Source organism: Streptomyces sp. NPDC057280 (assembly GCF_042668605.1).
In the GTDB taxonomy this organism is placed as follows: Bacteria; Actinomycetota; Actinomycetes; order Streptomycetales; family Streptomycetaceae; genus Streptomyces.
Map to the genome: position 1 here is coordinate 202,386 of NZ_JBHUYR010000006.1, position 24,427 is coordinate 226,812.

21 protein-coding genes and 2 pseudogenes are annotated in these 24,427 nt (G+C 70.4%); 11 read left to right on the forward strand and 12 right to left on the reverse strand.

Annotated elements, in window-relative coordinates:
• Window positions 1-33 precede the first annotated feature (33 nt).
• The 4 genes from ACFUO4_RS30965 to ACFUO4_RS30980 form a co-directional block, all read right to left on the reverse strand.
• A complete protein-coding gene (locus ACFUO4_RS30965) occupies window positions 34-1,968 on the reverse strand; it encodes a TerD family protein (RefSeq protein WP_383491050.1) in 1,935 nt (644 codons plus the stop codon).
• A gap of 127 nt (window positions 1,969-2,095) precedes the next feature.
• Window positions 2,096-4,015, reverse strand: coding sequence for a hypothetical protein (locus ACFUO4_RS30970; RefSeq protein WP_383491052.1), 1,920 nt, complete (start codon window positions 4,013-4,015; stop codon window positions 2,096-2,098).
• Window positions 4,016-4,095: 80 nt separating this feature from the next.
• On the reverse strand, window positions 4,096-4,824 hold the full coding sequence (locus ACFUO4_RS30975; RefSeq protein ID WP_383491054.1) for a DUF2625 domain-containing protein: 729 nt from the start codon (window positions 4,822-4,824) through the stop codon (window positions 4,096-4,098).
• A 78-nt stretch (window positions 4,825-4,902) separates the two neighbouring features.
• The gene (locus ACFUO4_RS30980) at window positions 4,903-5,499 is read right to left on the reverse strand and encodes a DUF308 domain-containing protein (RefSeq protein WP_383491056.1); all 597 of its coding nucleotides are present in this window, start codon (window positions 5,497-5,499) and stop codon (window positions 4,903-4,905) included.
• A 129-nt stretch (window positions 5,500-5,628) separates the two neighbouring features.
• Between ACFUO4_RS30980 and ACFUO4_RS30985 the strand changes: the two genes are divergently transcribed.
• The gene (locus ACFUO4_RS30985; protein ID WP_383491058.1) at window positions 5,629-6,912 is read left to right on the forward strand and encodes a sensor histidine kinase; all 1,284 of its coding nucleotides are present in this window, start codon (window positions 5,629-5,631) and stop codon (window positions 6,910-6,912) included.
• Complete coding sequence (locus tag ACFUO4_RS30990) at window positions 6,909-7,571, forward strand: response regulator (protein WP_383491060.1); 663 nt, start codon at window positions 6,909-6,911, stop codon at window positions 7,569-7,571. The genes ACFUO4_RS30985 and ACFUO4_RS30990 overlap by 4 nt, the downstream gene beginning before the upstream one ends.
• Before the next feature lie 25 nt (window positions 7,572-7,596).
• Here the strand turns inward: ACFUO4_RS30990 and ACFUO4_RS30995 are convergent, their stop codons facing one another.
• From ACFUO4_RS30995 to ACFUO4_RS31010, 4 genes are all read right to left on the reverse strand, one after another.
• Entirely contained in the window at window positions 7,597-7,872 is a 276-nt protein-coding gene (locus tag ACFUO4_RS30995) for a hypothetical protein (protein ID WP_383491062.1), read from the reverse strand.
• Between the two features lie 183 nt (window positions 7,873-8,055).
• Window positions 8,056-8,946: an aminoglycoside phosphotransferase family protein gene (locus tag ACFUO4_RS31000; RefSeq protein ID WP_383491064.1), complete on the reverse strand. Its 891-nt coding sequence runs from the start codon at window positions 8,944-8,946 to the stop codon at window positions 8,056-8,058.
• Window positions 8,947-9,098: 152 nt separating this feature from the next.
• Window positions 9,099-9,659 (reverse strand): GrpB family protein, encoded by a 561-nt coding sequence (locus ACFUO4_RS31005; RefSeq protein WP_383491575.1) that lies wholly within the window; start codon window positions 9,657-9,659, stop codon window positions 9,099-9,101.
• Complete coding sequence (locus ACFUO4_RS31010; protein WP_383491066.1) at window positions 9,647-10,096, reverse strand: nitroreductase family deazaflavin-dependent oxidoreductase; 450 nt, start codon at window positions 10,094-10,096, stop codon at window positions 9,647-9,649. The genes ACFUO4_RS31005 and ACFUO4_RS31010 overlap by 13 nt, the downstream gene beginning before the upstream one ends.
• 154 nt (window positions 10,097-10,250) lie before the next feature.
• Between ACFUO4_RS31010 and ACFUO4_RS31015 the strand changes: the two genes are divergently transcribed.
• The 3 genes and pseudogenes from ACFUO4_RS31015 to ACFUO4_RS31025 form a co-directional block, all read left to right on the forward strand.
• Window positions 10,251-10,955, forward strand: a complete 705-nt coding sequence (locus tag ACFUO4_RS31015) for an N-acyl homoserine lactonase family protein (protein ID WP_383491068.1) — start codon at window positions 10,251-10,253, stop codon at window positions 10,953-10,955.
• A 50-nt stretch (window positions 10,956-11,005) separates the two neighbouring features.
• A pseudogene (locus ACFUO4_RS31020) lies at window positions 11,006-11,851 on the forward strand (class I SAM-dependent methyltransferase); the annotation flags it as partial.
• Window positions 11,852-12,129: 278 nt separating this feature from the next.
• Window positions 12,130-12,303, forward strand: a pseudogene (locus ACFUO4_RS31025) (cytochrome P450); the annotation flags it as partial.
• Between the two features lie 96 nt (window positions 12,304-12,399).
• Here ACFUO4_RS31025 and ACFUO4_RS31030 read toward each other — a convergent pair.
• On the reverse strand, window positions 12,400-13,440 hold the full coding sequence (locus ACFUO4_RS31030) for a hypothetical protein (RefSeq protein WP_383491070.1): 1,041 nt from the start codon (window positions 13,438-13,440) through the stop codon (window positions 12,400-12,402).
• Between the two features lie 190 nt (window positions 13,441-13,630).
• Here ACFUO4_RS31030 and ACFUO4_RS31035 point away from each other — a divergent pair, with 190 nt between their 5' ends.
• A complete protein-coding gene (locus ACFUO4_RS31035; protein ID WP_383491072.1) occupies window positions 13,631-14,329 on the forward strand; it encodes a Clp protease N-terminal domain-containing protein in 699 nt (232 codons plus the stop codon).
• 134 nt (window positions 14,330-14,463) lie between these two features.
• Here the strand turns inward: ACFUO4_RS31035 and ACFUO4_RS31040 are convergent, their stop codons facing one another.
• Entirely contained in the window at window positions 14,464-15,564 is a 1,101-nt protein-coding gene (locus ACFUO4_RS31040; RefSeq protein ID WP_383491074.1) for a sensor histidine kinase, read from the reverse strand.
• 148 nt (window positions 15,565-15,712) lie between these two features.
• Here ACFUO4_RS31040 and ACFUO4_RS31045 point away from each other — a divergent pair, with 148 nt between their 5' ends.
• Complete coding sequence (locus ACFUO4_RS31045; protein WP_383491076.1) at window positions 15,713-16,873, forward strand: lipid II:glycine glycyltransferase FemX; 1,161 nt, start codon at window positions 15,713-15,715, stop codon at window positions 16,871-16,873.
• Window position 16,874: 1 nt separating this feature from the next.
• On the opposite strand, the gene murF is transcribed toward ACFUO4_RS31045, so the two are convergent.
• Window positions 16,875-18,215, reverse strand: a complete 1,341-nt coding sequence (gene murF, locus ACFUO4_RS31050; protein ID WP_383491078.1) for a UDP-N-acetylmuramoyl-tripeptide--D-alanyl-D-alanine ligase — start codon at window positions 18,213-18,215, stop codon at window positions 16,875-16,877.
• A gap of 127 nt (window positions 18,216-18,342) precedes the next feature.
• On the opposite strand from murF, the gene ACFUO4_RS31055 reads away from it, so the two are divergent.
• The 3 genes from ACFUO4_RS31055 to vanX are packed head-to-tail and all read left to right on the forward strand — an operon-like array spanning window position 18,343 to window position 20,994.
• A complete protein-coding gene (locus ACFUO4_RS31055; protein ID WP_383491080.1) occupies window positions 18,343-19,326 on the forward strand; it encodes a D-isomer specific 2-hydroxyacid dehydrogenase family protein in 984 nt (327 codons plus the stop codon).
• On the forward strand, window positions 19,319-20,359 hold the full coding sequence (gene vanA-Sc, locus ACFUO4_RS31060; protein ID WP_383491082.1) for a D-alanine--(R)-lactate ligase VanA-Sc: 1,041 nt from the start codon (window positions 19,319-19,321) through the stop codon (window positions 20,357-20,359). The genes ACFUO4_RS31055 and vanA-Sc overlap by 8 nt, the downstream gene beginning before the upstream one ends.
• Window positions 20,360-20,385: 26 nt before the next feature.
• A complete protein-coding gene (gene vanX, locus ACFUO4_RS31065; protein WP_383491577.1) occupies window positions 20,386-20,994 on the forward strand; it encodes a D-Ala-D-Ala dipeptidase VanX in 609 nt (202 codons plus the stop codon).
• An 8-nt stretch (window positions 20,995-21,002) separates the two neighbouring features.
• Here vanX and ACFUO4_RS31070 read toward each other — a convergent pair whose 3' ends face one another.
• Window positions 21,003-21,917: a LysR family transcriptional regulator gene (locus ACFUO4_RS31070; RefSeq protein ID WP_383491579.1), complete on the reverse strand. Its 915-nt coding sequence runs from the start codon at window positions 21,915-21,917 to the stop codon at window positions 21,003-21,005.
• A gap of 161 nt (window positions 21,918-22,078) precedes the next feature.
• Between ACFUO4_RS31070 and ACFUO4_RS31075 the strand changes: the two genes are divergently transcribed.
• Window positions 22,079-24,385: an FdhF/YdeP family oxidoreductase gene (locus tag ACFUO4_RS31075; RefSeq protein ID WP_383491084.1), complete on the forward strand. Its 2,307-nt coding sequence runs from the start codon at window positions 22,079-22,081 to the stop codon at window positions 24,383-24,385.
• Window positions 24,386-24,427: the final 42 nt, after the last annotated feature.

Genomic DNA, 24,427 nt, shown 5'->3' on the forward strand with positions numbered 1-24,427 from the left:
CCTTGCGGGTCACCGGTCAAGAGTCCGCCTCCGCTAGTCAGCGACGTCAACGCCGTAACCGCGAGCGAGATCGGCGAGGCCGTGGCCGTAGCCCTGTCCCACGGCACGCAGGCGCCAACCGTCGCCTCGACGGTAGAGCTCGGCGAGGATCATGGTGCGCTCCGTGGTGGCCGCGTCGAGGGTGGCGCGGGCGGTCGGGGACGCACCGATTCCGCAGGTCGCGGTGATCTCGATGGCACCGACGTCGGCGAAGGTCGCGGCGCCGTCGATCGCGGCGGCGACGACGATCCGGTGAACTTCCAGGGGCAGCCGCTCCAGGTCGACGGTGACGGCCTGCTCTGTCGGACCGTCCACGGTGAGCCGCACGGTGCCGTCGGGGTGTTCGGGCGCGCCGTAGAAGACGAAGTCCTCGTCTCCTGCCACCTGTTCGCACGTGTCGACCGCGAAGGCGACGACGTCCACGTCGCACCGGGCCTGCTGGCGCCACACGGCGGCCACCGTCCAGGCCGTGCCGGTGTCGGTCAGATCGAGGACGGCGCCTCGGACCAGGACCGCCGCCGTGTCCGGCCGGCTTCCGGCCGCGTTCCGGGCCGACGGGGGCAGTGCCGGCGTCGTCGGCGCGAGCAGCCAGTCGGCGTCGTACACGCGCAGGCCAAGCGTGGCGATACGGCTCATGCGCCGGTCCGCCTCCCCGCCGGGCAGCACCACGACGTCGGACACGCTGGCGGAGAGGTTGACCGCCGCGGAGGCTCCCAGGGCGACGGCACGCGCGCGTGCCTCGACGGCTTCGTCGTGGGTGCCGCCCAGAACCAGGACCCTGCGCCCCGAGAGCGGTTGGTCGGCCTTGCCGGCGGACACTGTCGGTGGGGCGGTTCGCGGTGCCGGGACCGCGGGTGCCGGCGTGGACGGCGAGGTGGGCGCACCGGCGGGCGTGTGTGCGGTGGAGCCAGGCGGTGCGGTGCGCGTACCGGCGGGCGTGTGTGCAGTGGAGCGCGGCGGTGCGGTGCGCGTACCGGCAGGGGGCGCCGCGGCGGAGCCCGGCCGGGCGGCGCCCTTGGCCTGGCCCGGCTCCACCGACTCCAGCAGGCGCAGGTAGGTCGGCTCGTCCACGAGCGGGACACCCTCGTTCGCGGCACGCTTCAGCTTGGCGGAACCGGCGCCGGGGTCGTTGCTGACGACGACGCTGGTCTGGCCGCTGACCGACGTCATCATGTTGAGCCCGGCCGCCACCGAGCGGGCGACGAGTTCCTCACGAATGACCCGGGTGTCCCCGGTGATGGCCACCTTCATCCCCTGCACCAGCGGCCCACCCGGCTCGAGCCGACCCGGATTGCGGTACGCGCAGGGCGTCTTGGGCACGTACGGCCGGTAGTCCTGGCGCGGTGGGCACTCCAGGAGCGGCAGGGCCAGGCCCAGTTGCTCGGCAGCGCTCAGCGAGCCGCGCAGGATGCCGGAGAGCACGCGTACGTCGTCCTGCGCGTCGTGGGCCTTCTCCTGGCGCACACCGTAGTGCGCGGCGAGCGTGCCCAGCTTGAGGTCGGGCGTCGCCGGCCCGACCAGGCGGTTGAGGGCCAGCGTGCACAGTCTCCTGCTCACCGGGACCCAGGAGCGGACGTGGGCGAACTCGTGAGCCAGGAAGTCGTAGTCGAACTGTGCGTTGTGGGCGACCAGGACGCGGTTGCTGAGCAGCGCTCCCACCTGCGGTGCGATCTCCTCGAAGGTGGGTGCGCCGGCGAGACGGGCGGGAGTGAGGCCGTGGACGTGTACCGGGCCCGGATCACAGCCGGGGTTGAGAAGGGTGGAGAACTCCCCTGTCCGGTTGCCCTGTGCGTCCAGCGTCAGGATCGCCAGCGAGAGCACCCGGTCGCGGCCCGGTCTCAGCCCGGACGTCTCCACGTCCACCAGCGCCCAGTCGTGGAAGTAGTCAGGCAGGGTGGGCCACTTCGGGCTCGACGACAGCAGGGCCATGCAGGGCTCCCCCTCCCCCGGCGCGGCGGGCGGCAGGCCCTCTCCACGTTGTTGAACGACCTGTGCATTTTTGCATGCGCCGGGCGCCGTTCGTGGTGGATCTGTGACGGACAGCAATGCGCGACGGTCATGGCAACTTCGCCACGGCTGTCGCTGCCGCAGCCAGGATGCGGTCCAGGACGGGGGCTGGGATCGCCGGGTTGGTGACCGCCGTGTGTGCGGTGTCGCGGTCGTGCAGGAGTCCTGCCAGGACGCGGGCCGGCAGTCGCGGATTGCGTGTCACGGTGTCGCGGACGTGCGCGGCCGGGTCGTCGAGCAGCCGTACCGCGTCGGCCGGTGACAGCCGGGGGTCCTCTGCCGCGCGCCGGCGCACCTCGGCTTCGGCGTCCCGCGCCAGGTGCGCGACGTCGGCCGGTGTGGACTCCGGGTCGTCCAGTGCCAGGCGACGCATCCGACCGCTGGGGTCGCTGATGTGGTGCCGCAGGCCCGCACGCGGGAAGTTGGGGTGGCTGCGGGGCCGGCCGGGGTGGCTGAAGCTGCCGTCCCACCAGCGCCAGACCTCCAGCAGCATCTCGCCCGGCGCGTCCTCGCACGATTCGGCGAGGAACAGGCGGACCGCCCGGTCCTCGTCCCGCGCCAGGCGCGCCACGACATCCGGCGGGAGACGCCGGGCTCGGGCCACACTGCGACGGATGAGCGGGTGGGACGACGCGGCGAGACGGCGCATCGCGTCGGCGTCGGTGTGCAGGTCCTCGACCCAGGCAAGGGTGTGCGACATCGACGTCGGGTCGAAGTCGTGGCGCACCGCGGCGCGTTGCTCCTCGCTGAGGTCGGGGCGCAGCGCCACCGTGGCGCGGATGCCGTCCCGCGGATCCCGCGCCAGCGTGGCGACACCCGGCGCGCTCAGGGTGGGGTTGGCCGCCAACGCCTGACGTTCCTCCACGCTCCCGTCCCTGACCAGCTCCGCCTCCAACTCGGGTGCGAGACGGCACCGTTCGAGCGCCTGCTGCGGGTCGGGCAGGGCGGTGAGAACTTCGCGGGGCATCGGTAGGACGGTGTGGTGGGCCAGCAGTGCGGCGGTTCGCACCGCGTGGTCGGTGTCGGTCAGCAGCCGCTCCCGCAGCGGCTCGGCGAGCTCCTTCCACCGGGCACACGCCGCCCTCCGCACCCGGGCGTCAGTGTCGGTCGCCAGATCAGGAAGGTGCCGTGCGGGGAGGCCGGGAAGTTCGGCGGCCTGCGCCCGGGACGGGCCGGCGAGGAGGTCGTCGTACAGGTCCTCGGGGAGTTCGGCGCCCCAGACGCGGGCGCGTTCCGCCCAGAACACGCGTCGCTCCGGCGACGGTTCGGCGCGCACCAGTCGTACCCACTGATCGGAGGTGAACTTGGGCCGGAACGTGTCGGCGGGTCTGGACCGCACCTGCGGGTCCGGGTGTGCCACGGCGGCGTCGAGGACGGCGGGCCGGTCGCAGCCGTGCAGGAAGCCCGTTTCCACATCCAGCAGCCGGATCAGCAGGTCGTCCGTCGCCGCCGGATTGGACCCGATCCCCTCGGCCCAGTGCAGCGGCCACGCGGGCCGCCCGGGCACCGCCGCCCACACCTCGGCGCGCTCGGCCTCCGTCTCGTGCCCGGCGGCCTCGGCCGCCTCCTCCAGCCGCGCCGGCAGTCGGTCCAGGGCGGTCACCCGCGTGCCGTCCGCGGCGGGCAGCTCCGCCAGCAGCACCTGCCCGTCGAGGGAGAGCGCCACGAACCCGGGGTCACCCGTCAGCCCCGGTACGCCGCTGCCGGTGTGGCGGACCCTGGTCCACCAGGAGTCGTTGCCCCCGATCCGGTGTCCGAGAACGGCGACCAGGAACTCGCCGTCGGCATCACGAAGACGGCCCCACCACGCGGCGTCGAGCGCTTCGCGGGCCGCCCCGTCGGGCGCCGCGACACCGCGCGCTGTCCGCCAGGCGGCCTCCGGCGGGAACAGGCTGCCCGGGCGGGTTTCCTCCACGACCGTGAGGCCGGCGCGTGTCAGCAGGTCGTGGAGCTTCTCTCGGCGTGGCACGCCGCCATGATCTCCGCCGCCTCACGGTGGGACAAGGGCCAGCACTTCCTGGCCCCCGCCGACTGGAGGGGGCGGCCTGCTCACACGGCGCCGAGAAAGCCCGGGTCAGCCCCGTCGAACTGTCGGCACGCGTCCCGGGCGACGCCGAGCAGCTCCTTCATGGGCACGGCACGACGGCTGGTGGCGGAGATGTCCTGGCGCGCCTCGGCAGACCACAGCGGCGGGAACAGCGACAGCCCCTGATCGCCGTTCAGCGCCCGGACCTCCTCCCTCCAGCCGGGCCGGCGCAGATCGGCGTAGAAGTCATCGAGCGCCCCCGACAGCAACCAGTCGAGCCACGTCGAGTGACCGACACCCAGGGCCTCCCAGCGAAGGGAATCCGGGGCGAAGTAGACAATCTCGCCGGGGGCACCGGGACGGCCGGAGCGGGCAGGAGCCGCGCCGTTGAGAGCGAACACGCCGCCCAGGACGTCGTGCGCCACCACCAAACCGGTCTCCGGCCGCCACTCCGGGTCGAACGCTTCGGGGAACTGATTCACGCGAGCGAAGGCCGGTGTCCCGCGCGCGGCCCCACCGACAGGGCTGCCGAAGACCCGCAGCCATCCGCCGTCCACCAGCAGTCCGCCGCAGTGCAGTACCACCGCGCCCAGGTACGACCTTGCCGTGACCTGGAGTTGATGGATCGACACCCTGCCCAGGTCCTTGTCGGGCGGGAGGACCTCGACAGACACCGGACTTGCCTCCAGGGTGTCCCTGATGTCCGGCCAGGCCGGTTCCTCGACGTCGATCAGCTGGCTCAACTCACGCATGCCCGCATCGTCGCACCTGGCGCTGTGCCTCGCGGTCGGCGGTGTTTCCGCAGGGCGGCCGATGCCGGGGAGGCACGGTCACCGCTGTTCGCGGCGGCCGCGGATGGTCAGGGCGAGGGCGGAGACGAGGAACCAGAAGGCACCGAAGGCCGAGTATCCGACGACGGAGGACAGGCCGCTCGTCGCCGAGGCGGACATCACGGCGAAGGAGAGGCCGGCGAGGACGGACAGTCCGCCGCTGATGACCATGGGCCACTGGGCGCCGACGGTGTGCCGGCGCCGGATCGCCACGATGAGCTGGATCGCTCCGGAGGCCAGGGCCCAGATGCCGAACACGAGCAGCGTCGTCCCGATGGTGGAGAACACAGCGATGATCATCCCGGCGGTGGCGGCGAGGCCGAGCGCCATGTTGGCGGTGCGGGCACGATCCTCGGAGGCGGTGCCGGCCAGGCGACGCTCCAGCAGCGTGGCGATGACGTCCCACAGGGGATAGACGACGAGCAGCAAGGCCGCGATCGGTGTGGGCTCGTCCGTGGACACGAGGGAGGCGGAGGTCGTACCGACGAGTGCCACCCAGATCAGGGAGAAGGCGACTCGGATCAGGTGGAGCGACCGGAGCCCGGAGGACGTCGTGGTGGTCGTGGTCGTACGCGAAGGCACGGTGGTCTGGGTCATCGGGTGTCCCGTCGGTGATCGTGATGGTGTGAGACGGTCGTCTCGATGAGGAGTCTCGGAGGCATCGGGACCGGCTGCGTACTTCGAACGAAGTACATGGCCGCGGCACCTGTGCATGAGAATCAGGCCATGGGCAAGGCGCAGAACAATCACGACGGTCCCGTGGCACCCCTGTGGGTGCGACGGCCCGAGGCGCTGCACCTCGTGGCCTATGCGGTGGCCGCGCTGGTGTTCACCGGCCAGATCGTGGCGGTGATCCTCCGAGGATCGGACGGGCCGACGGCCCTCTCCGTGCTCCTGGCCGGTGGCGGGGTCGCCCTGTCGTGGTGGCGTCCGTGGGCAGGACTGGTCGTGGCGAGCGCGGCGTCCTTCGCCGTCACGGCGGTGGGCCACGACCCGCTGTCGGTGTGGATGATGGCGGTGCTCGTACTGTTCTCGATCACGTTCAGGGGACGGCAGCCGCTGGCGGCGACCGCCGTCGTGGCGGCGTTCTTCCTGGGTGCGTTCATGACGGTGGGAGGCTTCCGCGGCGGCGCGATCGTGGGAGCCGCCGCCCTCTTCTCGGCCGTGGCCGGAGGCGCGACAGGGGCCGCGCTGCGCATCCATCGAGCGCACTGGCGGACCCTGGAGGAGCGGGCCGAGAGCGCCATCGCCACCCGCGAGATCGAGGCCACCCGGCGGGTGACCGAGGAGCGGCTGCGTATCGCACGGGACCTTCACGACGTCATCGGCCACCAGGTCGCGCTGCTGAGCATGCACCTCGGCGCCGCGGAGATCGGGTTGCCGGAAGACGCCGAGCCCGCCCGGCAGGCCCTCGTATCGGCCAGGTCCAGCGCCCGTACCGTCGTCGTGGAGACGCAGCGCATCCTCGCGCTCCTCCGCATCGGAGACGACGTCGCGCCGGACGAGGCGCTCCGTCCGACCCCGGCGCTCAGCGGCCTGGAAGGCCTGGTCGCCTCGTTCCGGAGCATCGGCCTCGACGTCCGGTCCTCCCTCGTCCTCCCCGCCGGTTTCGTGGAGCCCAGCGTCGGTGTGACGGTCTACCGGGTCGTGCAGGAGGCGCTCACGAATGCCTACCGGCACGGTGAGGGGCCGGCCACGGTGGAGGTGCGTGAGCGCGACGGCAGGATCTGCGTCACCGTCGAGAACCGCGTCAGTGATGCGCCGGACGGTGCCGGTTCGGCTTCCGGTTCCGGTCCGGCTTCCGGTTCCGGTCCGGCTTCCGGTTCCGGTCCGGCTTCCGGTTCCGGTTCGGCTTCCGGTTCCGGTCCGGCTTCCGGTTCCGGTGGCGGACTCGGGCTGGTGGGGATGCGTGAACGCGTCGAGTCCTCCAGCGGGCGGCTGACGATCGACAGCGACGGCGGGCGATTCCGGATCCATGCGGAGTTCAGCCCCCTGGGAGCCGCCGTATGACGACGCGGATTCTGATCGTCGACGACCAGGACGAGATCCGGGCCGGCATCCGGGCGATGCTCCGGCTCGACCCGGGCCTCGTGGTCGTGGGTGACCTCTCCGACGGCCTCCAGGTCGCCCCCTACCTCCGGGAACACCCTGTCGACCTGGTCCTGATGGACATCCGGATGCCGGGCATCGACGGCGTCGAGGCCACTCGCCGGATCCGCGCGGAGCATTCACCCGCAGAGCTGAGGGTGATCGTTCTGACCACCTTCGACCAGGACGACATCGTTCTCGCCGCGCTGCGGGCGGGCGCCAACGGGTTCCTCAGCAAGACCGTGAGCCCCGCCGAACTCGTCGCCGGCATCACCGAGGTCGTCGGCGGTGGCGGCGCGCTGTCCGCCGCCGCGACGGCCGCGCTCATCGGCCACATGACCGACAACCCGCCCCCGGTGATCGACAAGGAACTGCTGCGGCGCTTCGACGCGCTCACGCCGCGGGAGCGGGACGTGGTCCTCCTCGTCGCGAGCGGTCTCGGCAACGAGGAGATCGCGGCCCAGATGTCCGTGTCGCCGTTCACCGTGAAGACGCACGCGGTACAGGCCATGACCAAGGTCGGCGCACGCGATCGAGCACAGCTCGTGTCGTTCACGTTCCGGGCCGGGCTCTGTCCCTGAGGCCGGGTGTCGCAGTTCCGTCCCGCTAGGCGTGGCGGATGACCTCGTACATGGTCGCGGAAGCGGGGGCCGGATGCGGAACGTCGTTCCAGCCGATCTCCTGCGCGCGCTGCTCGATCGCCTTTCGCGCGGCCTGGGCGGCGGCCTCGTCCTCGAAGAAGGCGATGCTCAGTCCGTTTCCGGTGACGGGGTCGATGAGGTGATAGCTGCCGTGCACGCCGGGAACGCCGGCGGCGGCCTGCAGTACCCAGTCACGATCGTCGGTCGGCATCGGTTCCCATACGGCTACGCGCGCGATCATCGCTGCCCCCAGTTCATGAGTGCGGCCAGGCTGCCGCAGTCCAAGGGCCGAGCAACGGCCCCTGGCCCTACTGTGACACCCATGACGGCCGACCGGCGCGCCAACGGCTCATGACGACTGATGACGACTGATGACGACTGATGACGGCTCTGGGCCGACCACCGAATCGGAGCGCGATCGCCGTTACGACTCCAGGATGCGTTCGAGTGTCCGCCGGCCCAGGCTGCTCATCGGCGGATTGGTCTGGGCGTAGTACCAGACGAGGCCCATCGCCTGTTGGAACGCCCACGCCTTGCCGCGCTCCCACTCCACGTCGTCGCAGGCCAGTGTCCGTCGCAGTACGTCCCGCGGGCCCGGCTGCAACAGGTGCCAGGCACTGATGAGGTCCAGCGCGGGGTCGGCCGGGCCGTAGCCGCCGGTGTCCAGTACGCCGGTGAGGCGGTTCCCGGCGACCAGGACGTTGCCGGGAATCAGGTCGCCATGGCTCATCACGTCGGCGCTCGTGCGGGGCAGCTCCCGAAAGCGGCTCCACATCCGCCGCAGGCGGGGCACGTCGAGCAATGCCTCGCTCTCCGCGAAGCACTTCGCCATCCATTCGTCGTGATGTGCGAGATCGCCGCCGCGACCTTCGCCGTTGAAGTGCCGTCCCCTCGTCTCGGCGTTCCGAAGGGCTGCGATGAAGGCCGCGAGGTCCGCGGCGAAAGCGTCCGATCCGCTCGCGTCGGTATCGGAGGCGACCGTTCCCGGCAGCCAGGTCTGGACCGACCACGGCATGGGGTAACCCGCTCCCGGCTTGCCCAGGGCGAGCGGTTCCGGGACGGGGAACGGGGACACCTGTGCCAGCTCCGCGCTCGCCCGGGCCTCCTGTTCCAGAACCGAGAGCGCCTCGGCGGCATCGGTCAGACGCAGGGGGAATCGCGCGCAGAGGTCGTCCCCGATGCGGAAGATGGCGTTGACGGTCCCGGTCGACGACAGGAGTCGGATCGCCTTGCCGCTCCACTGAGGGAACTGGTCCTCGATCAAGGCCGCCACGATGTCGGTGGTCACGTCCACTTGATCAACATGCATGGTCATTCCGCAAGCCCTCCCCCTCGTCCGGCCCAGAACCCCGCAACGGGACCAGATCAACTGGCACGGCAGCCAGTCTTCATGGGCCAGGGTTCAGATCAACCGAGTTTTCGGCTCGCCAGGTGTCGGCGGCAGTGCGGCGTCAGATCGGCAAAGCCTCACGGTTTCTCCCACACGGGTACCGGTGGCAGGCCGAGTTGTGAGCGAGCGCGGTCCGTGAGTTCCTGCACCAGCGCCGTCTTGGCTCGCGCATACTCACCTGGCCCCGTCCCGGCGGCGACGATCGTCTGTTTGAGCCGCGCGTATCGGATGGCGTCCGCGGGATGGGCGCGCAGGTAGTCCCGGAAGAGTCGCTGGTTCCGGGTGGGCCAGCTCTCCAGGGTCACCACGTGCAGGATGTGGCTGCGGACGCCGTCAGCCGCACGGACGTACAGCAGCCGGTCGGTCATGCCGTTGTCGTGCGGGCGATATCCGAGATCTGCGAGCGTCGCCTGATGGGGTGCGGCGTGCGCGAGGTCATGGACGGCAGCCATCAGGTCGATGACGGGCTTGGCGGCCAGCCCCGGGACAGCGGTCGAGCCGATGTGCTCGATCTCCACGAACAGCCCTGGTACCGCTGCCCGGAGAGCGTCGATGGCAGCGGCGGCCTGCCGGGGCCAGCTCGGGTCATAGGGGGCTATGCGGATGCCACCGGACTCTTTGCCGTCTACGCCGCGGATGCGGGTTCCAACACGAAGACGGGAATCACGCGGTCGGTCTTCTCCTGGTACTCGGCGTAGGCCGGATACGCGGCGACCGCGCGCTCCCACCACTCGGCCTTCTCGTCGCCGCTCACCTCACGGGCCGTCATGCTCTGGCGTACGGCCCCGTCCTGCAGCTCCACACGGGGGTCCGACGTGAGGTTGAAGTACCAGACCGGATGGCGCGGGTAGCCGCCTTTCGAGGCCACGGCCGCATACCGGCCCTCGTGCTCCACCCGCATCAGCGGAATCTTGCGGATCTTGCCGCTCTTGGCCCCGCGCATCGTGACGATGACGACGGGCAGGCCCGTGTCCCAGAGCGTCGTGCCCTGTGTACCGCCCGAACTCTCGTACAGCTCGACCTGCTCACGCACCCACTGCGCCGGACTCGGCTCGTACTCGCCCTCAAGCGGCATCACGTTCACCCGTCGTCGCGTACGGACTGTCCTGCACAGTCCAACACAGGACTCGTACGACGGAGACAGCGTCGTTCCAGCCATGACGGAACAACCCGCACGACGGGGCCCCGTTGACGCGGGGAGGGCCACAGCGGCCTGCCAGCATGACCCCATGGAGAAGAAGACGGTGGTACGTCGACTCGACCTGGGCTACTTCGTCCGGCCGGCAGCAGAGGTCCAGGGCCCGCAGCCACGCGTGGAACCCGTGCTCGCCTACCTCGCTCAGTGTGAGGAAGGGCTGATCCTCTTCGACACCGGTATCGGAACCGCCGATCCCGAGACAGAAGCCCACTACCGCCCGCGCCGGAGGCCTCTCGACGCCGCTCTCGCAGCCGCTGGAGTCAGCCGGGCCGACATATCCCTGGTGGTGAACTGCCATCTGCACTTCGACCACTGTGGCGGCAACCCCATGCTGCGCGACAAGCCCATCGTGGTCCAGGCGGCTGAGTTGTCCGCCGCCCGACGAGGTGGCTACACCATCGACGCGCTCGTCGACTTCCCCGGCGCCAACTACCTCGAGATCACCGGCGAAGCGGAGCTGTGGCCCGGCGTTCGGATCATCCCCACCCCCGGTCACACCGAAGGACACCAGTCCCTGGTGATCCGGCAGAACGACGGCACTGTCATCCTGGCCGGTCAGGCACACGACTTCGCAACGCACTTCGCCTCGGACCAGCTCGCCCGCCGAGCCGCCTCGGACGGCCTCGAACCGCCCCTTCCCACCTACCAGCCCTGGCTTGAACGGCTCCTCGCCTTCGACCCACGCCGAGTGCTCTTCGCACACGACTGCTCCGTCTGGGAACCCGGCAGTGCGTGAGGCTGGCTGGCCTGATGGGCCCCTCGAAACCGACCGTCTAGGCTGGCGCGGTGGCCGATGAACGGGAGCGGGTCCAGCCTTCGGGAGTATGGGCCACTGCGGTGGGAGTGGCCCGGGTGCGGGCCCTGGAGAGCGAGCGGGCGGACGCCTTGTTCCGTGATCCGCTGGCGCAGGCCTTCGCCGCCGCCGGTGGGCTGTGGCCTTCCTCGTCGCCGCCCGGTGACGAGGCCGCACGGCGGCGACGGCTGGCCGTGGCGTTCTCCATCGTCATCAGGACGAAGTTCCTCGACGACCTGTTGCGGCAGGCGTCGTCGTCCGGGGTGCGGCAGGTGGTGCTGCTCGGTGCCGGCATGGACAGCCGGGCCTTCCGGATGGACTGGCCCGAGGGCACTCGGCTGTTCGAGGTCGACACTTCCGTGCCACTGGACTTCAAGGCTTCCGTGCTGCGCCAGGAGCGGGCCGTCGCCCGCTGCGAGCGGATCACGGTCCCGGTGGATCTGCGCGAGGACTGGCCCGGCGCGCTGGCCGCCGCGGGACACGATCCGGCGGCGCCGACCGCCTGGATCGCCGAAGGGCTGCTGATCTATCTGCCCGAGGACGCCGTGGAGTTGCTGCTGGCCCGGATCAGCGCGCTTTCCGCCGTGGGCAGTTGGATGGGGCTGACGCTGGGCTCGCGCGGTGTGATCGAGCGCTTCGGCGCGGATGCGGTGCCGGGGTCGGCGGCGTCCATGTGGGTCTCGGAGATGCCCGACGACCCGGTGGGCTGGTTGGCCGGACACGGCTGGGACGCCACCGGTCACACCCTGCGCGAGCGCGCGGCCGCGTACGGCCGCCCGATCAGTACTCCGCCGCAGCGCGAGGAGCGGCCCGGTGGACTGATCTCGGCGATCCGCCGACAGAACGCCCCTCAGCCAGGGACTACTCCGGTTCGGGGAGGCGCTGGTGGTCCAGGTATCGGCTGACCTTCCAGGCACCGTCCGAGGTGTTGGAGAGCACTGTGCGGGTCAGGCAGGCCTGCGGATGGTGCACGCTGCGGAACGAGACTCCGGCGTCGTATCCCGTCAGCATCACCGTGTCGTCCGAGGCAGGGGCTGCACCGTCCTCGCGATGTGCACGCCGGAGAGGAACAGGCGAAGGGGACGCCGCCGCCAGGCGTCGGGGGTGGCCCGCACCGGTCTCGCTCGCCGCGGCCTCTCGCGACCCCCTGCACGTCCCCGACCCCGACCGCTTCGACATCACCCGCAGCCCACAGGGCCATCTCGACTTCGACCACGGCCTGCATCACCGCCTCGGCTCCCCGCAGGCGCGGTTGGAGGCCTCCGTCGCCGTACGCCTGCTCCTCCACCGGGAGTGACGCGGCTGGGACGGGCCGGAGGGCCTGCAGTCGCTGGACGGTGTCGTACCGGAGGCCCGGACGGTGGCGGCCTCCGCGAAAGCAGAACGGCTACGCAGTCGCGTCGGAGAAGCTCACCCGCACCGCGACCAGAGCACCCGCCCCATCCAGGTCGGCCGAGACCGGGAAGTAGCCGTCGCCCCAGCTCGTCATCGCGCAGAGCATTCGGGCGTCGCCGACCTCCACCGTGCCGGCCTCCACTTCGGAGGCGCGGATCTCTCGCATGACCTGCCAGTGGTGGGAATGGGGCCGGAAGTCCACCATCATGCGGCGTCCGGTCTCCTCCTTCCAGCGCTGCAGAGCGCGAGCCTTCTCCACCGCCTCCGCCACCCCCAGCCCAGTCCACCCGCGGACACCGTCCTCACCGGGTTCGCCCAGTTCCGGTGCGGCGAACATAGCGGCGGCTTCTTCTGCGGCAGCGCCCCAGAACGCGACGTCGGCCAAGCCGTCCACCGGTTCGTCGTGCTGCCAAGCGTTCAGAGCATCGGCATCGCCGAAGAGCACCCGGGCCCAGTCGACGCCGATGTCCCCCAGCAGCACGGATGACTTGGCCGGGGAGTCGCTCATCCGCACCGAGATCTCCGACCAGCGCGGCCCGACACCGTCGCCGAAGTCGACCCGCGAAGCCAGCACCGGCAGATGACGGTCACGAGGCGCCCCGCCCACGGCGATGACGGGCACCCCGAACATCAGGAAGCAGCCGCCACCTTCAGCGGCGGTACGGCGCACGCGTTGGGCATGTGCTTCGCGGCCCGGCACCGCCTCCAAACGGGCGTCCAGGCCAGCGGCCCGGCAGTGCTCTTCGAACAGCGTCCCCAGCTCCGCCACCCGGGAGGCAGGGATGTCGTGGAGCACGGCACCTGGCTGCAGATCGAAGCCGCGGGCCGCTGCCGAGGCGTCCGGGCCGACCATCGCAAGGTCGACCGAGTTCACCACTTCGGCAGCCATCCCTGGGTCGTCAGCGCCAAGCAGAGCGGGGTCGATCTCCGCCGGCGACCGCTCCCCGCTCCACAACCCCAGATGACCACCGTCAACAACAACGAGGGTCCCCGACGGGCAGCTGATCTCTCCAAGCCTGACGATCTCTTCCATGGCGCGCGAGTCTACGATCGCCCCTCCGGCCGCCCGCATGCGCACCAGGACTTCCGAGACACGCATGCTGGAGCTTGAGTGAGACGCGTCGGCTCTCCAGCGGACCCGTCACGCGACCAAGGCCGCCTGAAAGCCGCCGGTTACGCAAGCTCGCCTTGACAATTCCAAACTGTCAAGGCCTACTTGCGTGATGACTCTTCCGGATCTGGACGATCTCATCGCGGAAGTCGACCGGAGGTGCGACACCGCGCACCGCCCCGGCGGGCAGGAACAGCCCGACTGGCTGGCTCTGTTGACCGTTGCCGCCGAACTCTCGGGTCAAATGCAGGCGCTGGCGGACGACTTGGTCGAGGACTACGTGGAGCACTGCCGGATGCACGGCGCCTCATGGACCGACATCGGGGCTGCCCTGGGCGTGACTCGACAGGCGGTCCAGCAGCGCTTCCACGCTCCACACAAGCGCTACAGCCCCGAGACGATGACGGACGATCTCCGCCAGGCGATGGTCCACGTCAAGCAGGCAGCGGTGCACCACCGCAACAACTACATAGGCACCGAGCACCTGCTCTGGGGACTGACCGCGCAGGACAACAGCGCCACCCGACTCCTGCAGGCCGCCGATGTCCCGCCGGAGGCCGTCCACAGGTCCGTCGCGACCCGGCTGAGCATGGGCGCCTCCCAGGCAGCCGAACGGATCGCCTGGACGCCCTACTCCCGCAAGGCGATCGCCGTCGCGGAGGCACGATCCGAGCAGAACGGCTCCGACCGCATCGACTGCGACGACCTGCTGATCGGTCTCGCCCAGGTCGGCCGCGGAGTCGCCGCGGACGTCCTGGCCCAGGCCGGCTTCGACCCTGCCGCCCTTGACGCCGCAGCCGCCGGCGCCTGACCCGATCACGGCCCGGCGCCCACTGCTCGCTGCCTCCGGGGCCATCGGCTCGTTCCCGCCACCGCCGCCCCGCCCCGGGCCGAGCTACCCGGCTCGGCAACGCGGGAGGCTCGCGGACGTCGGCGGCTCAAGGTTCACCCTGCGGACGCCGCCGGCAGTTCCACAGTGATGCGCAGCCCGCCGCCCGGGCGTGGGGTGAGGGTGAGGGTTCCGGCGTGAGCCTCGGTGATGGTCTTGACGATGGCGAGGCCCAGCCCGACGCCCGCCTGGTCGGTGTGGATGCGCTCGGTGCCTCGCTGGAAGGGCTCGGTGAAGGTGGCGACAAGGTGGGGGATGAGCTGCTCGCCGGTGTTTTCGACGGTGAGTACCGCGGTGTCGGGGCGGACGCCGGTGTGGACCCGGACGGCGCCCCGTTCCGGCAGGTTGTGGACGATCGCGTTGTGCACGAGGTTCATGACGAGCTGCAACAGGAGGGTCGGGGAGCCGGTCGTGGGGGCGACGTCACCGCTGGTCTCGAGGGTGACGCCGTGCTTCTCCGCGAGCGGGTGCAGGGTCTCGGCTGCTTCCTCCGCGACGAGGGACAGGTCGACGTGTTCTCGGGTGAAGGACCGCTGGTTGGCGCGGCTGAGCAGCAGCAGTGCCTCGGTCAGGTCGATGGCCCGGGTGTTGACGGTGTGGAGGCGCTCGACGAGTTCGCCGGTGTCGTGATGCGGATCGGCGCGGGCGACGTCGATGAGCGTCTTCGAGATCGCCAGCGGGGTACGCAGCTCGTGCGAGGCGTTGGCGGCGAACCTCCGCTGTTCCGCGATGTGCGCCTCGAGCTGCGCGAGCATCATGTCGAAGGCGTCGGCGAGTTCGCGGAACTCGTCCCTGCGGCCCGGCAGCCGGATCCGGTGGGACAGCGATCCGGCCGCGGCTGTGCGGGTGGCGTGGGTGATCCGGTCCAAGGGCGCGAGCATGCGTCCGGCGAGGACCCATCCTCCCGACAGGCCGAACACCAGCAGGAAGACCATGACCGCGCCCGCCGTCGGGGCGAACCCCCGCACGAAGAGAGTGCCGGGAGTCTCCCTCACCGCCCCCGCCTCATTGGTCTGCAACCATCCCTGCCTCAGCAGGAAAACCCCTACAGCGACGAGCAGCAGGACACCCGCGAGCAGCAGGAATCCGGCGTAGCTGAGGGTGAGCTTGAGGCGGACGCTCCACCCCGGCGGCCTGCCCACGGTCACCACCCCCATGCCTGGGAACGTCTGCCGGCACCAGGAGCGGTGACGGTCCGCTTCCGCAGGGAGACACACATACGTCGAGGCTATGAGGCGGCGGATATCGTCCGCGTATCGAGAACTGCATACACGCGAGCAACACCCCGCCGACTTGGCTGGTCGCATGTCCTCCACCGCACCAGTACGAGCAGCAGCCGCCGCAAACCCGGTCGTCAGGCCGATCAGCGCCGCCGATCACCTGGCCTTCGTACGGGCCCAGCGGTCGGTCAGCTTTCTGCAGACCCCGGCGTGGGGCCGCGTCAAGACCGAGTGGCGCAGCGAGTCCCTCGGCTGGTTCGAAGGACGCCGCATGGTCGGTGCCGGGCTCGTCCTGCATCGCCCGGTGCCGCGGCTCGACCGCTTCACGCTGGCGTATCTGCCCGAGGGCCCGGTCATCGACTGGAGCGGCGACATCGGTGCGTGGCTCAATCCGCTGGCGGCGTATCTCAAGGAGCACGGCGCGTTCGCGATCCGGCTCGGCCCGCCGGTGGTCACCGATTCCTGGAGCGCCGCGCAGGTCAAGGAGGGCATCGCGGCCCCGGGCGTCCGGCGGTTGACCGACCTGCCGGGGCAGTGGGGCGACCCGGTCGGCGCCCGCGTGAGCAGCGGGCTCAAGGATGCGGGGTGGCTGCCGCAGAACCCGCAGGACGGGTTCGGGGTCGGGCATCCGCAGTTCAAGTACCAGGTGCCGTTGGCGGGCAAGACCGAGGACGAGCTGCTCCGGGGCATGAGCCAGCAGTGGCGCCGCAACATCAAGAAGGCCGCCAAGGAGGGCGTCGAGGTCACGGTCGGCGACGGGGGCGCGGAAGACCTCAAGGCCTTTCACGACCTCTACGTCCACACCGCCGAGCGCGACCGCTTCACACCCCGGCCGCTGCGCTACTTCGAGACCATGTTCGCGGCGCTGAGCGCCGAGGCCCCCGAGCGGATCAAGCTCTACCTGGCCCACCATCGGGGCGACTTGGTCGCCGCCACCGTCCTGGTCCGCGTCGGAACACACGCGGTGTACGCGTACGGTGCGTCCGCCACCGCCAAGCGCGAGGTGCGGGGCTCGAACGCCTGCCAGTGGGCGATGATCCGCGACGCGCTCGCGGCCGGCTGCGATGTCTACGACCTGCGCGGCATCACCCCGACCCTCGACGCCGACGACCCGCACGTCGGGCTGGTCCGGTTCAAGGCCGGCACCGGTGGCCGGGCGGTGCGGTACGTCGGCGAGTGGGACCTGCCGCTGCGGCCGATGGTCTACCGGGCCTTCGACCTCTACATGAGGCGACGCGGACGCTGAACTAGAGCGCGGCGGCGACCTCGTCGAGGCGGGCCCCGCGCGACGCCTTGACGAGGACCACATCGCCCGTGGTGACGCGCTCGCGCAGCCAGTCGACGGCCGCGTCGTTGCCCGCGAGGACCACCGCCCGCTCCCCCGCTCCGGCGGCGATCGGCCGGGCGGCCTCGCCGACGACGGCCACCACGTCGGCCCGCGCGGCGGCGTACGCCCCGACGGCGCGGTGCTCGGCCTCACTGGCGTCACCGAGTTCGAGCATGGCGCCGAGCACGGCGATACGCCGCCCGCCCTCGACGGCCGCCAGCGCGTCCAGGGCGGCGCGCATCGAGTCGGGGTTGGCGTTGTAGGAGTCGTCGAGCAGCATCGCTCCGCAGGCGAGGTCGCGCGGTTCCAGCCGCCGGGGTGACAGCGAGACGGTGCCCAGAGCCGCCGTGGCCAGGTCGAGCGGAACCCCGGCGGCCCGTGCTGCCGCCACGGCAGCGGACGCGTTGAGTGCCTGATGGGCGCCTACGAGGGGCAGCGTGACCTGCGCCGAGGTGCCGCCGCTGCACAGCGTGAACGACGGCCGGCCCCGCCGGTCGAGCGCCGGGTCGCGTGCTTGCACGTCGGCGTGGACCGCCCGGCCGAAGGTCAGTACCGGAGCGTCGGTGAGTGCGCGCATCGCGACCACCCGAGGATCGTCGGCGTTGAGGACCGCGGTCCCGCCGGGCGCGAGCCCCTGCACCAGCTCGCCCTTGGTCCTGGCGATGGCGGCGCGCGACCCGAACTCGCCGATGTGGGCCACGCCGACGTTGAGGACGACGGCGATGTCGGGTGCGACCAGACCGGTGAGCGCGGCGATGTCGCCCACGTGGCGGGCTCCCATCTCCAGGACGAGGTACCGGGTGGCGGGACCGGCGCACAGCATGGTGAGCGGCACACCCAGCTCGTTGTTGAGCGAGCCGACCGTGGCGACCGTCGGTCCCGCGGCCGAGAACACGGCCCCCAGCAGGTCCTTGGTACCCGTCTTGCCCTGCGAGCCGGTCACCGCGACGACGGTCAGCCGGTCACGCAGCCGGGCCACGACCTCGGCGGCGAGCAGCTGCAATGCCCTCCGGGTGTCCTGAACGACGACGGTCGGCAGCGGCGTCGGCCGGGAGCCGAGCACGGCCACCGCACCGGCCCGCCCGGCCTGTGCGGCGAAGTCGTGGCCGTCGGCGCGCTCGCCGTCGAAGGCGACGAAGAGGCCGCCCGGCTCTGCCTGCCGGCTGTCGAGCACGGCCGGCCCGGTCACCGTCACGCAGCTGTCGCCCTCGGCTTTTCCTCCGACGATTTCGGCGATCTCGCCGAGTCCGAGCGGGATCATTCCGGCTCCCCGGCGAGCGGGCTCGTTTTTGTGTGAGTCATGCGGCCAGTCAAAGGAGTTGGACGTATCGCGGGCATATCGAAAACCACATACGTTCCGGCAACAGCAGCCCGTCTTGACTGACGGCATGACCCACAGCGAAACGACCCGCATCACCGCCTACGGATGCGGCCCGGACGAAGCTGTTCTGTTCCGCGAGTTGGCCCCCGGTCTCGGTGTACGGCCCACTGTCACGTCCGCACCGGTGTCCGAAGCCAATGCCGAACTGGCCTCCGGCAGGCGGTGTATCAGCGTCGGCCACAAAACACCCGTCACGCATGCCACATTGCGCGCGCTCGACCGAGCCGGCGTGAGATACATATCCACCCGGAGCATCGGCTGCAACCACATCGACGTGGAATACGCGGCCCGCCTCGGCATCCTCGTCGAGAACGTCTCCTACTCACCGGACAGCGTGGCCGACTACACGCTGATGCTCATGCTCATGGCGCTGCGGGACGCGAAATCCGTCGTCCGCCGCACCGACCTGCACGACTACCGGCTGAGCGAGGTGCGCGGAAGAGAACTGCGCGATCTGACGGTCGGAGTGATCGGAACGGGACGCATCGGCACCGCCGTCATGGACCGGTTGCGCGGTTTCGGCTGCCGCATTCTGACCCATGACAACCGCCCCGTGCACCGACCCGGCGTCGAGTACGTTCCGCTCGACGCATTGCTGCGGCGCAGCGACCTGGTGACGTTGCATGCCCCGCTCACCGCGGCCACCCACCATCTTCTGAACCGGCAGCGGCTGGCGCAGATGAAGGACGACGCGCTGATCGTCAACACCGGACGCGGTGCGCTCATCGACACCGACGCCCTCGTGCAGGAACTGGAGAACGGCAGGCTCGGCGGCGCGGCGCTGGATGTCGTCGAGGGCGAGGAAGGCATTTTCTACTCCGACTGCCGGGACAAACCCCTGGAATGCAAAGCACTGCTGCGGCTGCAGGAACTTCCGAACGTCGTCATCAGCCCGCACACCGCGTATTACACGGACCGCGCCCTGCGCGACGCCGTGGAGAACTCCCTCACCAACTGTCTGACATTCGAAAGCAGGATCCAGCATGGCTAGGCTGAAGGTCGGCGTCGTCTTCGGGGGCCGTTCCGAGGAGCACCCCGTCTCCGTCAAGTCCGCCCGTGAGGTGGCCCGCCACCTCGATCCCGAGAAATACGAGCCCTTCTACATCGGAATCACCAGGAGCGGCCACTGGAAGCTCTGCGACGGGCCCGGCACGGAATGGGAGAACGCCGACTGCCGCCCCGTGGTGCTGTCTCCGGACAGCGACGTGCACGGACTGCTCACGCTGGAGCAGGGCCGCTACGACACGATCCGGCTGGACGTCGTACTGCCCGTCCTGCACGGCCCCCTCGGCGAGGACGGTGCGATGCAGGGCCTGCTGGAACTCTCCGGCATCCCCTACGTCGGCTGCGACGTCCAGAGCTCGGCCCTGTGCATGGACAAATCCCTTGCCTACCTCGTCGCCCGAAGCGCGGGAATCGCCACGCCCGATTTCTGGACCGTCACGGCCGACGAGACCATCGATCCCGCCGAACTCACCTATCCGGTCTTCGTGAAGCCGGCCCGATCGGGATCGTCCTTCGGCGTCACCAAGGTGTCCCGGGCAGAGGAACTGGCGAAAGCGCTGGAGTCGGCACGGCAGTACGACGCGAAGGTCCTGATCGAGGAGGCCGTCGTCGGCAGCGAGATCGGCTGCGCCCTCCTCGGCACCGGGTCGCAGCTCGTGGCGGGCGAGGTGGACCGGATCGCGCTCTCCCACGGGTTCTTCAGGATCCACCAGGAGGAGACCCCGGAGACCGGTTCCGACAACTCCACGGCGATCGTGCCCGCCGACATTCCAGAGGCCTCACGGCTGCGCGTCCAGGAAGCGGCCAAGACCGTGTACCGCGCCCTGGGCTGCGGCGGTCTGGCGCGGGTGGACCTGTTCCTGAAGGAGGACGGAGAGATAGTCCTCAACGAGGTCAACACCTTCCCCGGCATGACCTCCTACAGCCGCTATCCGAGGATGATGGCGGCCGCCGGACTGCCCCTGTCCGAGGTCATCGACCGCACGATCACGCTCGCCCTGACGGGGAAGATCCGATGAAGGCGACGGAGTCGATACGGGAGTCGCTGCGGGACGGCTTCGTCTTCGTGGACGACGTGGCCTGCGGAATACGCTGGGACGCCAAGTACGCCACGTGGGACAACTTCACCGGCAAACCGGTGGACGGGTATCTGGTGAATCGAGTCGTCGGCACGAAGGCGCTCTGCGCGGCTCTGCAGAAGGCGCAGGAGAAGGCCGCGTCACAGGGGGTCGGTCTGCTGCTGTGGGACGGCTATCGCCCGCAGCACGCGGTCGACTGCTTTGTGCGCTGGTCGCGGCAGCCGGAGGACGGCCGGACAAAGCATCGGCACTATCCGCGGATCGCCAGGGCCGAGATGTTCGAGCTGGGATATGTGGCGACCAGGTCGGGCCACAGCCGGGGCAGCACCGTCGATCTCACGCTCTACGACCTGGCCTCGGGCGACCTCCTTCCCATGGGCGGCGGCCACGATCTGATGGACTCCGTTTCGCACCACGGCGCCCAGGGGATCAAGCCCGTCGAGGCGCGCAACCGCCGGCACCTGCGGTCTCTCATGGAGGCGTGCGGTTTCAGCGCGTACGAGCGCGAGTGGTGGCATTACACACTCGACGACGAGCCGTATCCGGACACGTATTTCGACTTCCCCATCGCATAGCGGCGCCGTCAGCCGGGCAGTCCCTCCAGCGTCGCCGCGATCACGGCGCGGTCCGCGACGTCGATCAGTGCCTGGCCGATCGGGGAGACCGGCTCACGGGCGGGCAGCACCAGGCCCATCGCCTCGGTGCGCACCGGGTCCACCAGCGGGACGGCGTGCATGCCGGGCGGGACGCCGAAGACATGCAGCCAGGCATGCGGTACGACACTGGCCCAGTGTCCGGCCCTGACCTGCGCGAACAGGGAGGCGATCGAGTCGGTCTCCACTCTCGGGGTGACCTGCACGCCCACCGAGCCGAACGCCGCGTCGATGACCTGACGGCCCTGCATCCCGGGGTGCAGCAGGCAGAGCGGGTAGTGAGCGGCCTCCTCCCAGGCCATCTCCGCCGGGCCCGACGCGGGGGCGGTGCGCTGGATCAGCAGGACGTACCGCTCCTGGTAGAGCGGCACGAACGTGAAATCGTGTGCGGCGACGGTGCTGCGGTAGGTCACGGCGGCGTCGAGTTCGTACGTCCGGAGCCGGTTGATGATGTCCTCGGACCGCAGGTCGGCGAAGACCTGGACGGTGGCGAGGGGGTTGGCGGCGCAGAACGGCTGGGTCAGCAGGGCGACCGCCGTGGCGGCGGTGGGCACGGTGCCGATGCGCAGCCGCCCGCTCAGACCGGCCCGCAGGGACTGGAGCTCGCCCTGCATCGCGTCCCGGTCGGCGAGGATGCGCCGGGCCCACATGACGACGCGTTCGCCCTCCGGTGTGAAGCCCTCGAATCGGCGTCCTCGCTGGACGAGGGGCACACCGAGTTCGTCCTCCAGTTTCCGGATGCCCTCGGACAGGGTCGGCTGGGAGACGTAGCAGGCCTGTGCCGCCTTGGCGAAGTGGCGGGCGCGGGCGAGGGCAACGAGGTATTCGAGTTGGCGCAGCAGCACCCTGCCCATGATCCATGGCCCGCGGCGCGACGGCACCGGGGCCCGCCGTTTCACCGGGTTGATCGGCAACGCCTCTCAGGTGATCGGAACTACCGCTTTGACCTGGGCCGGCGCGCGGGCGAAGAGTGAGCGGGAGGACAGGGCGGAAAGGGCGTGGCGTGATGCGGGACTTCGACGTGGACGAACCGGGTGAGGACGGCCTGTCGGTGTCGGCGCCCAAGACCTGGGCCACCGGTGCTCCCGCCGTCGTGCACGCGTTGCAGTACGCGCTGGGTCAGACCTCGCCGAAGCGGACCGCGCTGACCCTGCTCACCATCAACCAGACCAAGGGTTTCGACTGCCCGGGCTGTGCCTGGCCCGAGCCCGCCCCGGGGAAGCGCCACCTCAACGAGTACTGCGAGAACGGCGCCAAGCACATCGCCGACGAGGCCACCTCCCGCCGGGTCACCGCCGAGTTCTTCCGGCAGCACTCCGTGAACGAGCTCAGCCGGAAGTCCGACCACTGGCTCAACCAGCAGGGCCGCCTCACCGAACCGATGGTGCTCCGCGAGGGCGCGACGCACTACGAGCCGATCGGCTGGGACGAGGCACTGGACCTCCTCGCCGGTGAACTGCGCGCCCTGGACCACCCCGACGAGGCCCTGTTCTACACCTCGGGCCGTCTCGCCAACGAACCCGCCTTCCTGCTCCAGCTGTTCGCGCGGGCCTTCGGCACCAACAACCTGCCCGACTGCTCCAACATGTGCCACGAGTCCAGCGGTTCGGCCCTGGGCGAGACCCTGGGCATCGGCAAGGGCAGCGTCAGCCTCGACGACCTCTACGACTGCGATCTCGTGTTCGTCGTGGGCCAGAACCCGGGCACCAACCACCCGCGCATGCTGTCCGCCCTGGAGGAGACCAAGCGCCGCGGTGGCCATGTCGTCGCCGTCAACCCGCTGCCCGAGGCCGGACTGCTGCGCTTCAAGCACCCCCAGAAGGCCCGCGGCATCATCGGCCGCGGCACCGCCATCGCCGACCAGTTCCTGCAGATACGGCCCGGCGGCGACCTCGCCCTGTTCCAGGCGCTGAACCTGATGCTGGTCAAGGCCGAGGACAAGGAGCCGGGCACCGTCCTGGACCGTGCGTTCATCGAGGAGCACACCACCGGGTACGACGCCTTCACCGAGCACATCCGGGAGACCTCCTGGGACGCCGTGCTGGAGGCCACCGGACTGAGCCGGGACGAGATCGAGCGGGTTCACGAGCGGGTGCTGGCCAGCCGCAGCGTCATCGTCTGCTGGGCGATGGGCCTGACCCAGCACAAGCACGGCGTGCCCACCATCCGCGAGGTCGTCAACTTCCTGCTGCTGCGCGGCAACATCGGCCGCCCGGGCGCGGGCGTGTGCCCGGTGCGCGGGCACAGCAACGTCCAGGGCGACCGCACGATGGGGATCTGGGAGCGGATGCCGCAGGCCTTTCTGGACTCCCTGGAGCGCGAGTTCGGCTTCACTCCGCCCGCCCGCCACGGCCTGGACTCCGTGGACTCGATCCGGGCCATGCGCGACGGACACGCGAAGGTCTTCCTCGGCGTGGCGGGCAATTTCGTCCGGGCCACCCCGGACAGCGACGTCACCGAACAGGCGCTGCGCAGTTGCCGGTTGACCGCGCACATCTCGACCAAGCTCAACCGCTCGCACGCCGTGTGCGGACGCACGGCGCTGATCCTGCCCACGCTGGGCCGCAGCGACCGCGACCTCCAGGCGGGCGGCGAGCAGTTCATGACGGTCGAGGACTCCATGAGCGAGGTCCACGCCACCCGCGGCCGCCTCGCCCCCGCGTCCCCGCACCTGCTGAGCGAGGTGTCCATCATCACCCGCCTCGCCCGCAAGGTGCTGGGCTCCTCACCGGACATCCCCTGGGCGGACTTCGAGACCGACTACGACCTCGTCCGCGACCGCATCGCCCGGGTCGTCGACGGCTTCGAGGACTTCAACGAGCGGGTGCGCCGCCCCGGCGGATTCCGTCTGCCCAACCCGGTCAACTCCCGGGAGTTCCGCACCCCCAGCGGCAAGGCCGTCTTCAGCGTCAACGACTTCACCCTGCTCCAGGCGCCCGAGGGCCACCTCGTCCTGCAGACGCTGCGCTCGCACGACCAGTGGAACACCATCCCCTACGCCATGGACGACCGCTACCGCGGCATCAAGGGCGGACGGCGCGTGGTCCTCGTCAACCCGGCCGACCTCGCCGGCCTCGGGCTCGCGGACGGCAGCCTCGTCGACCTGGTCAGTGTGTGGTCCGACGGCGTCGAACGCCGCGCGGAGGCCTTCCGGGTCGTCGGCTACCCCACTCCCCCGGGCTCGGCCGCCGCCTACTACCCGGAGACCAACGTCCTGGTACCGCTCGACAGCGTCGCCGACATCAGCAACACCCCGACGTCGAAGAGCGTCATCGTCCGCCTGGAACACACTCCGGTACCGGCACCGGCCTGACCCCGCACACGCACACCGACCCGGCAGCTGCGCATACGTGCT